This is a genomic window from Actinomadura fulvescens, from assembly GCF_039533225.1.
GTDB classification, from domain to species: Bacteria; Actinomycetota; Actinomycetes; order Streptosporangiales; family Streptosporangiaceae; genus Spirillospora; species Spirillospora fulvescens.
Genome location: NZ_BAAATD010000024.1, coordinates 23,985 through 36,623, shown reverse-complemented (window position 1 = coordinate 36,623; position 12,639 = coordinate 23,985). Strand labels below are relative to the sequence as shown.

Annotated in this window: 9 protein-coding genes and 3 pseudogenes; 5 read left to right on the top strand and 7 right to left on the bottom strand. The window is 68.4% G+C overall.

Annotated elements, in window-relative coordinates:
* Positions 1–156 precede the first annotated feature (156 nt).
* The gene (locus ABD333_RS45485) at positions 157–930 is read right to left on the bottom strand and encodes a MerR family transcriptional regulator (RefSeq protein ID WP_344549150.1); all 774 of its coding nucleotides are present in this window, start codon (positions 928–930) and stop codon (positions 157–159) included.
* Between the two features lie 347 nt (positions 931–1,277).
* Here ABD333_RS45485 and ABD333_RS45480 point away from each other — a divergent pair, with 347 nt between their 5' ends.
* Positions 1,278–2,447 (top strand): PucR-like N-terminal domain-containing protein, encoded by a 1,170-nt coding sequence (locus ABD333_RS45480; RefSeq protein ID WP_344549149.1) that lies wholly within the window; start codon positions 1,278–1,280, stop codon positions 2,445–2,447.
* A gap of 639 nt (positions 2,448–3,086) precedes the next feature.
* On the opposite strand, the gene ABD333_RS45475 is transcribed toward ABD333_RS45480, so the two are convergent.
* Both ABD333_RS45475 and ABD333_RS45470 read right to left on the bottom strand, forming a co-directional pair.
* On the bottom strand, positions 3,087–4,322 hold the full coding sequence (locus ABD333_RS45475; protein ID WP_344549148.1) for a PucR-like N-terminal domain-containing protein: 1,236 nt from the start codon (positions 4,320–4,322) through the stop codon (positions 3,087–3,089).
* Between the two features lie 32 nt (positions 4,323–4,354).
* The gene (locus ABD333_RS45470; protein WP_344549147.1) at positions 4,355–5,545 is read right to left on the bottom strand and encodes a glycerate kinase; all 1,191 of its coding nucleotides are present in this window, start codon (positions 5,543–5,545) and stop codon (positions 4,355–4,357) included.
* A gap of 209 nt (positions 5,546–5,754) precedes the next feature.
* Between ABD333_RS45470 and ABD333_RS45465 the strand changes: the two genes are divergently transcribed.
* Complete coding sequence (locus ABD333_RS45465) at positions 5,755–6,639, top strand: LysR family transcriptional regulator (RefSeq protein WP_344549146.1); 885 nt, start codon at positions 5,755–5,757, stop codon at positions 6,637–6,639.
* Between the two features lie 121 nt (positions 6,640–6,760).
* Here ABD333_RS45465 and ABD333_RS45460 read toward each other — a convergent pair.
* The 4 genes and pseudogenes from ABD333_RS45460 to ABD333_RS45445 form a co-directional block, all read right to left on the bottom strand.
* Positions 6,761–7,153 (bottom strand): annotated as a pseudogene (locus tag ABD333_RS45460) (transposase); the annotation flags it as partial.
* 81 nt (positions 7,154–7,234) lie between these two features.
* Positions 7,235–7,672 (bottom strand): annotated as a pseudogene (locus ABD333_RS45455) (helix-turn-helix domain-containing protein); the annotation flags it as partial.
* Between the two features lie 131 nt (positions 7,673–7,803).
* Entirely contained in the window at positions 7,804–8,922 is a 1,119-nt protein-coding gene (locus ABD333_RS45450) for an MFS transporter (protein ID WP_344549145.1), read from the bottom strand.
* 122 nt (positions 8,923–9,044) lie between these two features.
* The gene (locus ABD333_RS45445) at positions 9,045–9,614 is read right to left on the bottom strand and encodes a CGNR zinc finger domain-containing protein (protein ID WP_344549144.1); all 570 of its coding nucleotides are present in this window, start codon (positions 9,612–9,614) and stop codon (positions 9,045–9,047) included.
* 642 nt (positions 9,615–10,256) lie between these two features.
* Between ABD333_RS45445 and ABD333_RS45440 the strand changes: the two genes are divergently transcribed.
* The 3 genes and pseudogenes from ABD333_RS45440 to ABD333_RS45430 all read left to right on the top strand — a co-directional run.
* Entirely contained in the window at positions 10,257–10,445 is a 189-nt protein-coding gene (locus ABD333_RS45440) for a hypothetical protein (RefSeq protein WP_344549143.1), read from the top strand.
* Positions 10,442–11,026 (top strand): S-4TM family putative pore-forming effector, encoded by a 585-nt coding sequence (locus tag ABD333_RS47775; protein ID WP_425546971.1) that lies wholly within the window; start codon positions 10,442–10,444, stop codon positions 11,024–11,026. Before ABD333_RS45440 ends, ABD333_RS47775 begins: the two co-directional genes overlap by 4 nt.
* A 284-nt stretch (positions 11,027–11,310) precedes the next feature.
* A pseudogene (locus ABD333_RS45430) lies at positions 11,311–12,039 on the top strand (ISL3 family transposase); the annotation flags it as partial.
* Positions 12,040–12,639: the final 600 nt, after the last annotated feature.

The window sequence follows — 12,639 nt, the reverse complement described above, 5'->3', positions numbered from 1 at the left end:
CCTTACCCACCCCTCCGATCGTCGGGCATCAACGGGTGGACGGCGCGGGGCCGTGCTGGCTCGTGAACGGGCAGCCCGACGCAGGGGCTCCCGGGCAGTGCCTGGTACTGCGCGCTCCGGCGTCCCCGAGCCGAAGAAGGCTGGAGCGAGGGACGGTCAGGACGCGGAATCCGCCGACCGTCCCGCGATCTGAGTGATCTGTTCGCTTGTGCGGGCCTGGATCTGGGCTTGCATGGCGCGGGCGAGCAGGGAGGTGACGGCTTTCTCACTGAGCGGACGCAGCCGCTGGATGAACTCGGCGACCTGGGGAAGATCTTGGCGTTCGCGGTAGTGGGCAGGGTCTTCGAGGTTCCCGGAATCGACGGTCAACTGGACGAAGCGTTCAGCGATGGCTTGGCAGTCGGCGTCGGTCTGCTCGGCGACGTCGAAGACGGTCTCCAGCGAGATGCCGGCGGCGACGAGTTCGGCGCCGACTTCGAGCAGACTCGGGCTGGGCACCAGGAAACGGTCGCCGTCAGGACGGATGAAGCCGAGCCGTCCGGCGCGGGCCAAGGCGTCCTGCAGATAGTCGGGCGGCACTTCCTCAAGAGGCCGGCCCGGAAGGAACATCGCGGCCAACTCAACCAGCCCGATCCGCTCGGGACACTCATCAGACCAGGGATCAGTAAGGGCCTTCTCCACGCCGAGGATGTCGGCCAGGTCATGGCCCTTCTCCCAGGCCGACAACAACTCGGCGATGGTGGCGATGGTGTGGCCGCGCTCCTGGAGTTGAGCGATGAGCCGCAAACGGGCCAGGTGGCTGTCGTTGTATACCGCGATCCTCCCCCGGCGTTGCGGCGGATGCAGCACTCCGCGTTCCTGCAAGGCCCTGACCAGCCGGGTGGTGGTGCCTGCCGCGCGCGCCAGGTCGTCGATGCGGTACGTCGCCATGGCCAGTCTTTTATCACCCAACGTCATTGACAATCACTCCATGATGCCGTCAAGATACGGCTCAAAGGAGACAGTGCCATAGATTTGCGGCAGAGATGGACGGGCCTGCTACGAGGGCGGATCCGTCCATCCCGCGCGGAAGCGACACGTGGCCGACCCCGCCCGGCCGCTCCGTGCGCACCTGCACGGCTGACCCGGTGAAGGCCGAACGCGGCCGTCCGGTCGGCGCGCACCGTCGGCAATCCATCCCGACACGCCGCATGACCCTCCCGGCTCGCTACCGGTCCCAAAGGAGAGACCTCGGCGTGGACGCCCACCCCCGTCTGGTCCCACTACCGTTGCCCGACGTGCGCGAGGACTTCCTTGCACTACGTCCGCTCACGCCTGGCATCGCCGCCGAGGTGGTGCAGGCCATCGAACGAGAACTACCCGACTACGCCCGGCCGCAGGATGAGCGCCGCACCAACGCTCTGGCCACAGCCGTCGACTGGACGATCGGCCACTTCATCGACCTGGCCATCAACCCCGCCCTGCCATCGGACGCAATCTTGCGGTTCTACCGCGACGTCGGGGTAAGCGAGGCCCGTGAGGGCCGCAGTCTCGACACCTGGCATGCCGCGATGCGCATCGGCGCAGGCGCCGCGCTGCAACGCCTGCTCGAAGCATCGGAGAAACTCAAACAGGGGCTCACCGCTTCCGTCATCGCACGGATCACCCAGGCGATGTTCGGCTACATCGACCAGCTCGCCGCAGCGGCCACCGCCGGCCACTCCGACCCCAGAGCACGTGCCTACGGAGACCTCCAAGCCGCCCGCCACCAGCTCATCGACCTGCTCACCAGCAAAGAGCCATCCAGCCCCGCCGCGATACAAGAGGCGGCGGCCGCGGCGTCGTGGACGGTTCCGCGCAGCGCCGCCGCAGTCGCCCTTCTCGGCCGGTCATCCGAAGCCCGCCGCCCCGTCCTGGCAAGCGACATCCTCACCGCGTTCCATCTTCCGGCCCCGTTCCTCATCGTTCCCGACCCCGGCAGCCCCGCTCGGCGCCGCCAACTGGAAGCGGGCTTGCGTCAATGGCACGCCGCCATAGGCCCCACCGTCCCGATCTCAGAAATTGCCGCATCCCTCACCTGGGCCCGCCAAACCCTCGACTTGCTCGCCCAGGGCCTGCTCACCAGCAACACCTCCATCGCAACCGAAGACCACATCCCACTCATCCTCATCGGCACCAACCGCGACCTCGTCATACGAGCTGCCAGTCGCCGGCTCGCGCCGCTCATGGACCTGCGACCGCAGCAGAGATACCGACTCGCCGAAACGCTCCTTGCCTCCCTCGAATGCGACTTCAACACCACCGAAGTCGCCCGCCGTCTCCAAATCCACGCCCAAACCGTCCGCTACCGTCAGCGCCAACTGCAAGAACTGCTCGGCGATCTCCGCCACGACCCAGGCCGACGCCTCGAACTCCACCTCCTGGTCACCGCCTGGCTCACCACCACCCCCAGCCCGCCCTCCACCTGAATTCCTGCGCCATCGCCGTTCTTCCTCAAGGCGCGAGCGCCTCGACCGGCAGCGCCGCCCCAGCCCGCCTCGCCGACCCCTCCGTAGCCCGGACCGCTCTCACCGCCGACGCATCCGGTGGATCGTCACAGGGCCACGTTCGAGCCGCGAGACGGCCGCTGCCCGAACGACGCCGAGGCGAAGAGGCCAACGAACCGTGGCCAAGCTCACCGAGGGCCTGGCGTTCTGCGTGGTCTACCTGCGCGAACACCGTCTGCTCAACCGGCTGCGGCGCACCGAGCCCGAGCTCATCCTGCCGTACCTGACCGCCCAGGCCGCCGGGCCGGTCGCCGAGGCCCGCGAATGGATCGCCGGCCTCGTCCGCGCCGGGATCGACGCCGGGCGCATCACCCTTCCCGAGCTCGACATCGACAGCTTCGCCGAGCTCCTGGTCCGGCTGGTGCTGTCGCTCGTCCTCTCCTCAGACCGTCCTGCCCATCGAGGACGAGGAGCAGCAGCAGCGGGTGATCGAGCTCTACTTCCTCCCTCTCGCGCGCCACTTCGAGACGTCCGCCCACGACCAGCCACCGACGGCGGCCGCACTGCCTTCGGAATCGCCGTAACGCGGTCGCCTCCACCTGAGCGGTGCGTGCCGGCGCGTCAGCTACGAGAGGAATCCGCTGGGTCGCCCGGAGCCGTTCGGGCCAGCCACGCGCGCACAGCCAGGTGCAGGGCCAGGCGCCGGGAGGGGTCGTGCAGCTCGTCGCCGAACAGGACCTGAAGCTGTTTGAGCCGGTAGCGGATGGTCTGGGCGTGGACGTGCAACGCGGCGGCGACGGCGGTCGAGGTGAAGCCGTGTTCCAGGCAGCTTTCGAGCGTCTTGGCCAGCCGCCGGATCTGCCACGCGGACATGCCCGCGTTCAGCAGCGGCGCGAGGATGTGATCGAGCAGCGTGTCGGTGAGTTCCGGGTCCAGGCGCAGAAGGATGAGCGGCAGGTGCTCGACCGCCACGATCGGTCCACCGCCGGGCGGGAGCTCTGAGCGGGGCAGGGCCAGGGCGAGGCGGGCCACGCGAAGCGAGTGCGCGAGGCCGGAGACCGGGACCGTCGGGCCGATCGCGGCGATCCGGTTTCTCAGGCTCGCCTGAATCAACCGGCCGCGGCCGGGCCCCTCCGGGTCCGGCACGATGAGGCAGGGCTCGTCCAGATGCAGGCCGACCAGCACATCGGGCGGCGGCATGAGTCCCGATCGGGTGCCGGCCGCTGCCGGAGCCAGGGCGACCGCCGCCGCCGTGCGCGGCAGCGGCCAGTCGGCCTGAGCGGCGAGCCGGCCGATGCGGCCCGGATGCGGAACGGGTGTGATCAACTGGTCGATCAGCTGGGCGCGTCGCAGCCGCAGATCGCCCACGGCGCGCGCCTGGGCGTCCGCGTGGCCCAGCAGCACCGCCTCGGCGACGCGGTTCAGATAGCCGAGCACGTCCTCGACCACCCGGCCGACGACGACACCGGGCACGCCGGACACGTCCGGATGGCGCTCGGCGGCCTCGGTGAGCTGATGGATCGCCACCCCGGCCCCGATCCTGAACGCGGTCTGGGACACCTCGACACTCAGGCCCTCTTCGGCCTCGATGACACCGACGTCGCGGAAGAACTCCAGCAGTTCCTCCTCCGGTGAACCCCGGCCGAGAAGGAGATCGAGGAAGCCCCGAATGGACCGTTCGACGGTCCGGGAAAGGAAGTCGGCATGCTCGGGATCCTGAAGGCGGGTGTACTCGGGCAACTCGGCCTCGATAGCGGCGACCGCCTTTGCCACCGTCTCCGGAACGACGTCACAGACGATCGCTTCGAGACCTGCCGCTTCGGCGGACGAGAGCTCTGTGATCACCAGGCTGCCCATTGACGCAGACTAAACGTCACGCCCGGCACCGACTATGAATCCGACTCTATTGTCAATTTCCGGATAATGGTGTACGCCTCGTCGTGCGCGACGGATTCGGACCGGTAACGGTCGGCGATGGTTTGTCCGCATCGCCGGAGCAACCGCGCGGACAGTTCACCATCATGAGCCGGATCAAGGTCGGTCAGGTCCGTCAGAGCTTGCACGGACCGGAAGTGGCGGCCGGCCTGCTGTGCCGTCAGAGTGCATCGGCCGGCGACGGCGTGCACCGGGACGGCCAGCCTTCTGGCGTGGCGTGCGAACGCGACCGGAAGCTTTCCGGACAGGGTCTGCTGATCGAGGCTGCCTTCGCCGGTTATCGCAAGGTCGCTGCGCGCGAGCAGCCCCTCCGCGCCGAGCAGGGCCAGGAAGTGGTCGGCGCCGGACCGCAGCCGGGCGCCCAGTGACAGCCCGGCGAACCCCAGACCGCCGGCCGCGCCCGCCCCCGCGGTGTCGGCGGCCCGCCTTGCCCCGCTGACACCGGCGTGCTCAAGGACGTGGATGAACTGGCCGAGTGATCGCTCCAGGTGGGCTACCTCGGCGGCGCCGGCCCCCTTCTGCGGGCCGTAGACGGCTGCGGTTCCGTGCGGTCCGAGCAGGGGGTTGTCGACGTCCACCGCGAGAACCAGGTCGATCCCGGACAGGATCTGGATCGCGGCCGTGAGGTCGGCCGCGGTCAGTTCGGCGAGCCCGCCTCCCCCGGGTTTCACGGCCGTCCCGTCAGCCCGGGTGAGCCGGGCGCCGAGTGCTTGGAGCATCCCGGCGCCGCCGTCGGTCGTGGCGACGCCGCCGACGGCGAGCACGATGGTGTCAGGCCGATCGATGAGCGCGATCCGGATGGCCTCCCCTACGCCAAGGGTCGTGGCCCGCAACGGGATGCGGGCGCCCGCCGGGGATGTGGCGAGTCCGCAGATGGCCGCCGCCTCGATCAGGACCGTTCCGCCGCGGGAGGCCAGAGGAGCGGTCCGGGTACGGCCGTCCGGACCGGTGACCGTGATGTGCTTGATGGCGAAGCCGGCGGCGCGCGCGGCGGCGGCGCTGCCCTCTCCGCCATCGGCGAGTGGGAGCCGGTGGACGCGGGCGTCGGGGAGCCTGGACGACACGCCTTCCGCGAGTGCGTCCGCGACCTTGTCGGCGGACAGGCATCCCTTGAACTTGTCCGGAGCGATGAGTATCGAGCTCAATGCGGTCTCTCCTTGGCCGAGCCGAACCCTGACGACGCGAGCACGACACCGGTCGCAAGCAGGGCGCGGACGGGTCCCAGTGAAGCGGGCCACGGGCCGAAGGGTCCATCACGAATAGCCGATAACGCTCATAAGCTTCCCTTATCAGAGTTCGCGCTGGACGCCGAGAGCGCGGGATCGGGCAAGGCGGAACAGGCGAGGATCAGATCATGGACATCCGGCAACTGGAGTACTTCCTCGCGATCGTCGATCATGGCGGCTTCAACCGGGCGGCCTCGGCGATGTACATCTCCCAGCCCGCGCTGTCGCAGGCCGTGCAGGGTTTGGAGCGTGACCTCGGAAGCGCGCTCTTTCACCGGATGGGCCGCCGGGCGGTGCTCACCGAGGCCGGCACGGCGCTGATCGAACCGGCACGCGCGGCGGTCCGCAGCCTTCAGACGGCCCGCGCCAGTGTCGACGCCGTGAGGGAACTACGGTGCGGACGGCTAGACGTGGCCTCGATGCCGTCCCAGGCGGTGGAGCCGCTGACCACGATGATCAGTGCGTTCGGCGCCCGCTTTCCCGGGGTGTCGGTCGCGATCAAGGCCGCGTTCATCACCCGCGACGTGGTCGACATGGTGCGCACCGGCGCGGCCGAGCTCGGGCTGCTCGCGACCTCAGGGCCGCTGCCGGAACGGGAGGTGGCGTGCCATCTCGTCGGCAGGCAGCGTTTCGTGCTGGTCGCGGCGGCCGATGGGCCGTTCACCGGACGGCGATCGGTGAGCCGCGAGGAACTGGCCAGACACCGGCTGATCGTCGGGCAGCGCGGCACCGGCATGCGCGCCTATGTCGACGAGCTGCGCGAGCGCGGCATCGCCTTCACCATCGCCGCCGAGACCGAGCACCGGGTCTCGCTCATCCCCCTGGTGCTGTCAGGTGTCGGAGTCGCCGTGGTGACCGATGCCTGGCGCACCGTCGCCGAGCACGCGGGAGCGCACGTGGTGGACATCGAGCCCGAAAGTGCCCTCGACATCGCCCTGGTCAGTCGCCGCGATGAACTGTCACCGGCCGCCAAGGAATTCCTCGCCTGCGCGCTCGATGACACAACTAGATAGGGGCGCTTATAAGCTTGATGCCCTATGGATCGTCAAGCGGCCGCATGGGATGTTCGAGGGTTGCGGATGTGCTGGTAGCTCTCGCGGTTGATGTAACGCTTGAGTCCCGTGAGTCAAGTCCTCATGCTGTGAGGCGTTGTGCGGCTTGGTGGATGGTTGGGTCGTAGGGTGTGCCGTTGTGCCAGCAGGCCCAGATGACGCGGAGCCAGGCGCGGGCGACGATGCGGGTGGCGTGGGGGCTGCGTTTGCCGCGTGCGCGGGCGTTTGTGTAGAGCTGGGCGGCCCAGGGTGATTGCATGCGTGCGTTGTGGGCAAAGGCGGTGATGGCTTTGCGTGCTCGGGTGTTGGCGGCCCATCGGAAGTAGACGCCGCTGGTCTTGTCGGAGGCTTTGGTGACGGGGGTGACGCCGCATTCGGCGGCGGCTTGTTCGATGGTGTCGACGCGGTCGAGGATCGGGTCGATCTCGGCGAGCAGTTGGGCCAGGTTGATGGTGCCGACTCCTGGTAGTGCGGCCAGCAGTTGGGCGCGTGGGTGTTCGGCGACGCGTTGCTTGATCAGGGCCTCCAGGCCGGCGATGGTGGCCTGGATACTGCGGCCGAGTTTCTTGACGTCGATGTGCAGCATCGCGCCCGGATGGTCGTGTTCGTAGCGGCGGATCGGCTCACCGGTGACGCGGTCGATGTGCGAGAGCCGGTTGAGGCGGCACCGCGTCAGCACCGCGTGCACGGTCGAGGCCGCCAACCCCAAGCGGCCGGCGATCTGCACCGGCCCCAGCCGCTGCTTGCACCGCAGATGCACGATCTTGCGTACCGTCGGCTGCGGAGTGCGGGCCGGGCTGCGGTGCGGCCGCGACGATTCGCTGGCCATCCCCGCCGCGCCCAACTGCCGGTATCGCTCGGCCCAGCGTTTGGCGGTCGGCCAGGACACCTCGTACCGCTCGGCCGCTCTGGCGATCGGCCAGCGCTCATCGACGATCAGACGCGCCAGCCGAAGACGCCCGCGAGGGGTCAGCGCAGCGTTAGCGTGGGACACGAAGGCCTCCTGTTGGCGGAGCGGTTCCTAGACAGCTCCACTCCACAACCGGAGGCCTTCACCATCACACAGACACGCACGCTCACACCGTGTCGTCACACAACCTCAACCAACCTGCCTGGGCAGTACACCTAGGTGGGTTGGTGTTGCCTGGTGAGGGCGAGCAGGGTCGTTGCCGTGAGGGTGGCGACGGCGGCGCCGATGATCATGACTGTGGATGGGGATGTGGCGTCCACGATGATCCCGCCGGTGAGGGCGCCGATGGCGAATGTTGCTTGGAACGACGAGGTGAACAGGACGGTGGCGGCTTCTTGTGTTTGCGGGGCCGACCTTGAGAACCAGGATTGTGAGCTGGCCGGAATCGCCCCGTAGGCGAGTCCCCACACGATGAGCAGCCCGAGTGCGCCGATCGTTGAGGTTCCGATGATGGGCAGCAGCAGGGTCGCGGCCGCGAGCATCGCGGCCGCGGTGATGAACGTTCCGGGCAGGCTCAGCGGGATCGTCTTGCCCGCGATGAAGTTGCCGGCGATGCCCGCGGCGCCGTAGGTGAGCAGGAACGCGCTGATCAGCCCGGGGTCCAGATGGGTGTCCTGCTTCAGGAAGGGGGTCACGTAGGTGTAGGTCCCGAAGTGGGCGATCACGATGAGAGAGGTCGCGATCAGCGCGATCCGGATGTTGGTGTTGCGGAGCAGGCCGCGCAGTACGCGCAGGTATGTGACCTGCTGGGCGGGCAGCCTGGGCAGCGTCGCGAGCAGGGCGGCCAGCACACCCAGGGTGAGGACGCCCATGACGATGAAGGGTGCCCGCCATCCGGCCAGGTCTCCGATGAGGGTGCCGGCTGGGACGCCGAGCACGGAGCCCATCGGGACGGCGGCGAAGATGACGGCGGTCGCCGTGCTGACCTGTCCTGGCTTGACCAGGCGCCCGGCCAGGCCGGCTCCGATGGACCAGAACCCGCCGATGGTGATCCCGACCAGAACACGGGCGATCAGCATGACCGAGTAGGTGGGCGCGAGGGCGGAAAGGAAGTCGGCCAGCGCCAGCAGCACCATGAGGGCGGCCAGCATCAGCCGGCGGTCCAGCCGCCGGGTGGCGACGGTCACCGCGGGCGCGGCGATCGCGGCGACGATGCCGGGCATGGTCATCATCCAGCCCGCCGTGCCCTCGGAGATGTTGAACCCGGAGGCGATGGGGTTGAGCAGGCCGATCGGCAGGATCTCTGTGGTGACGATCGAGAAGATGCCCATCATCACCGAGATGACAGCCAGCCAGTCTGTCAGTGGAGCGCGTTCGGCTGGTGGGTTGGCGGTGCCGGTTGCAGGCAGGGTTGTTGTGGTCGACAAGGCGGATCCCCCGAGTGGTTGCTCCAGCGTTAGCTGTCGTGGATGCGGCGTCTGTAGCCGCGGGTCTTGGCCCGGTTACCGCACAGTTGGGGTGAGCACCACCGGCCCCGGCCGGGCTTGGACTGGTCGTAGAAGACCCATTGGCAGTCGGGGGCCGGGCAGGTTTTGAGCCGAGGCCAGGTGCCGTTGGCGGTGATGGTGACCGCCGTCGCGGCGATCTGGGCGAGCGCGCTCGTGGCCGGGTCGGCGTCGAGCACGAGCCCCGCGCCATCGCGGGTGACCTGGACATCGAAGTCGAAGCCGAGCCGGGCGGCCTCCGGGACGTCGTGGTGTGCCGGGTCGAGCGCGGCGCGTAGCGCCTGCCGGAGATCACGGGCCCGGTGCAGGTGCGCATCGTCCGCGTGCCTGCCGAGAGCGAGAAGCCCATGGTCGAGCAGCCAGCGCTCCAGCTCTTCGGCTGTGGCGAGGCGGTCGCGTGGCCGGAGCCGCGTTCCGTGGGCCGTGAAGGCCCGGCGGTCGTCGGTGTTGACGAACTGGAAGATCAGCGCCACATCGGGCGGTAGATCTGTGACCTCTTCCGGTATGGCGGGCGGGATCACGGCCACCTCCTCGTGCACGACACTTGCTAATCAGTTTACTAGTGTCTGCGCCAAAGGGGAACCAGGGAGTACATCAGAAGGGCGTCGCCCGCTCGCCGGCGGCGTTGGAGGGATGGTGAATCACTCGGTGCGATCGCTCGAGGTCTGGGAGCCGAGCTGCAGCATGTCCGTCGTTTCCTGATGCAGACGGCGGCCTGCGTGTGGCGCCGCAACGTCGTTCTACCTCTCACACCCGTGCCTGGCCGGCGCGAACTTGCAAGCACGCTCGGCGTGGTGGCAGCCACCCATCCCACTCAGCACGCACGACCTGGAACACGGCACCTTCACCGCCAGCGTGCTCGCCGGCCGGCACGACAGCAACCTGCCCGGACTGGCCCCCGGCTGCCGCCTGGTCACCCTGTACCACCACACCATCCGGCACGCCGCCCCCGACCCGCACTCGGCCGCCCGCGCCATCGAAGAACTGGCCGAGACCGGCGCCGACATCATCCAGTACACCCTGGCCCATCACACCGCCTCCGCCGACACCGACCCGATGATCAAACGCGCCATCGCCTACGCGATCGAGGCAGGCGTGCTGATCACCGCCCCGGCCGGCAACGACCACAACCGCTGCGCCGTCGCCCCGGCGTCCTGCCCGGCGTGCTGGCCGTCGGCGCACACCGCGCCAACGGCGCCATGTTCCACTTCAGCAACCACGGCCCGGCCTACACCGGCCACGGCATCGTCGCCCGCGGCGAAGCCGTGCTCGGCGCTACCCCGGGAACGCCGGCGTCAAAGCCCGCAAGGGCACCTGCACCGCCGTCGCGCTTGCCGCCGCTGGTGTCCTGATTACGCTGCTCGGCCACGGCCGGACCGTGGTATCGATCGTCGGGTTCTTCTGGTTCGTCGTCTCCGCGTTCCTACTCAAGAGCCTGGCCGGGAACACCGCCCGCCAAGGCGCCCTGCTCCAGGAGATGTTCGACACCGCCCTGTTCCACATGCCCTGGCGCGCTACCGTCGCCGGTGACCCGATCCCCGACCCAGACGTCCGCCGCCTCGCACGCCAACTCCCCCGAGGTGGCAAGAAGGACAAGCGGATCACCGACGGCTGGTATGACCCCACCCACGACGTCCACCATCCCTACGATGTCTTCATCGCCCAGGAACAGAATCTCGCCGAGCCTGCCTTTGCAGCACCCCATCACCACCACGCTTCGATCTTCCTGCTCGTAGTCTTCGCAGCGATCCCATGGCGAGGCAAGGTCCCACCATGCCTTCGGCGCCAGCCGCGAAAGCCTGCACATCGCAGGGGTGTTCCGTGGACGAACTCGCGGGCTCTTGTTGGTGGTCTGTATGGGGTCACAGGCAACCAACACGACGGCGCGGCAACGGAATGTGGGCTTGGTGTGAGGTGGTTCGGCTTGCTTTGAGACATGACTTTGGTCGATGTCGAAGGCGAAGGTGTCATGTCCGAGCACAGCGCCAAGCACCGGGCCGACTGGTCGGCGGCGGCGGAGTTCTCTTCATTCGAGGTCGTCGCCAGCGTCTTCTCGGTGCTGACCAGTGAGCCCGCTCCGCTAGCGCTTCCGAGCACGGACCTGAAGCTGCCTGGGACACAGCTGGGGACTGTAGAAATCTCGGCTCTGTCCCGTAATCGGTGGTAGCCGTTCGTGATCGCCTGCCAGGCTGAGGTGTGCGGGAGATCGATGATCTGATGAGCGTGGTGTTCTCGGGGTTGTCTGCCCTGGTCATCGAGGATGTGGAGGACGAGAACGACCTCATTCGGGTCATGGCCCGTACCCGGAATGAGCCGGTGCCGTGCCCAGTGTGCGGGACGCTGACCGGCAGGGTGCATGGCTTGTGCGGCCGAACGGTCACCGACGTCCCGGTTGACGGGCGACAGGTTGTGGTGTCGGTGCGGGTACGGCGTCTGGCCTGCTCGGTGCGGGGATGCCCTCGGCAGACGTTCCGTGAGCAGGTGCCCGGGCTGCTGGAGCGCTACCAGCGTCGAACGAGCAGGCTCGCTGGTCAGTTGGGCGCGGTGGTCAAAGAGCTGGCGGGCCGGGCGGGTGCTCGGCTGTCGGCGGTCCTGGCCGTCGCGGTGTCGAGGTCAACAGCACTGCGGCTGCTCATGCGGCTGCCGCTGCCACCGCTGCGGATCCCCAGGGTGCTGGGGGTCGATGACTTCGCTTTGAAACGCCGCCACCGGTACGCCACCATCCTTACCGACGCCGAGACCGGCGAGCGGATCGATGTGCTGCCCGGCCGTGGCGCCGATGCGTTGGAGACCTGGCTGCGCACGCACCCTGGGGTTGAGGTCGTCTGCCGCGACGGATCAGGCGCCTACGGCGAGGCGATACGGCGTGCTCTACCCGATGCGGTGCAGGTGAGCGACCGGTGGCATCTGTGGAAGGTGCGCCGTGAGGCGCTGATTGATCGAGTGGGGGTGAGAGACCTTCGCCGCCGTCCTGTCGCAGCAGGGCGGTTGTAGCTGGGGGCAGCCTGATCCGGGAGGTGCCGGTGAGGGTGGCAAGCGGCCCCGACAACGCCGGGACGTGTCAGTACTGCCAGATGGTGCGGGTCCGGCAAGCGAGACGGAGAGGTATACGAGAGGAACCGGTGTCTGAAGTCTCCTAAGGTGCCACCAGCTCGAATCTGGCGGATCTGGGCTGGTTGCGGTGCGTGCTCGCCTCTCTGATAGGGCGAGCAACTCCTGGGTCGTGCGTGTCCAGACGGCCCAGGAGGTCACGGTGAAGTGCTGCGGGGTAGCCGTGGCGATGCCGCGGGGATATAGCCGGGTGCCTACTCCGACGAACGGTCAATCAGTGAACACGGGAACCTGCCCGGTCCCGCCCGTCGTCCGAAACGCCAGTTCGGACGAAAGGGCTGGGCGCACCGTCTGCCGATCGAGCCGTGGGAGGGGCGGAGCCGTCGTAGTACTCCGAGCCGGGGAAAGCCCGACACATGGGGAAGGGCGGCAGCGAGATCGCAAGGGAAGGGACTGCAATGTCCGGAGAATCCGGGGTGGATGTCCCGGTCGCGT

Excerpts from the sequence above, each read along its gene's own strand:
- ABD333_RS45485 (WP_344549150.1), bottom strand. The coding sequence starts at position 930 with ATGGCGACGTACCGCATCGACGACCTGGCGCGCGCGGCAGGCACCACC.
- ABD333_RS45475 (WP_344549148.1), bottom strand. The coding sequence starts at position 4,322 with ATGGGCAGCCTGGTGATCACAGAGCTCTCGTCCGCCGAAGCGGCAGGT.
- ABD333_RS45465 (WP_344549146.1), top strand. The coding sequence starts at position 5,755 with ATGGACATCCGGCAACTGGAGTACTTCCTCGCGATCGTCGATCATGGC.
- ABD333_RS45450 (WP_344549145.1), bottom strand. The coding sequence starts at position 8,922 with ATGATGGGCATCTTCTCGATCGTCACCACAGAGATCCTGCCGATCGGC.